Source organism: Bradyrhizobium sp. TM239, assembly GCF_036247985.1.
Classification (GTDB): Bacteria; Pseudomonadota; Alphaproteobacteria; order Rhizobiales; family Xanthobacteraceae; genus Bradyrhizobium; species Bradyrhizobium ottawaense.
This window is the reverse complement of the sequence record NZ_BTIR01000069.1, coordinates 1-425: the sequence shown is the minus strand read 5'-3', so window position 1 is coordinate 425 and position 425 is coordinate 1. Positions and strand designations below refer to the sequence as shown.

Here is a 425-nt window from a genome sequence, read left to right as displayed (position 1 = left end):
CCGAGGTCAAGGCGCTGGCCAACCAGACCGCTAAGGCGACCGAGGAGATTTCCGCGCAGGTCGCGGCGATGCAGACCTCGACCAGCGACGCGGTCACGGCCATCTCCGGCATCACTCAGACCATCGCCGAGATGAGCGAGATCACCGCCGGCATTTCCGCATCGATCGAGCAGCAGGGCGAGGCGACCCGCGAGATCGCCCGCAACATCCAGTCGGTCGCGGCCGGTTCGAACGAGATCAACGCCAATATCGGCAGCGTCACCTCGGCCGCGGAAGCGACCGGCACGGCGGCAACCGACGTGCTCACCAACGCCCGCGAACTGGACAGCCAGTCCGGCGCGCTGCGCAGCGCCGTCGACGGCTTCCTCGCCAAGGTGCGCGCGGCGTAAGGCCAAACGCTCGAAATTCGTAGGGTGGGCAAAGGC

At 67.5% G+C, this 425-nt stretch carries 1 pseudogene; it reads left to right on the top strand.

Going from position 1 to position 425, the window contains the following annotated elements:
- A pseudogene (locus tag AABA84_RS34945) lies at nucleotides 1-389 on the top strand (methyl-accepting chemotaxis protein); the annotation flags it as partial.
- Nucleotides 390-425 lie beyond the last annotated feature (36 nt).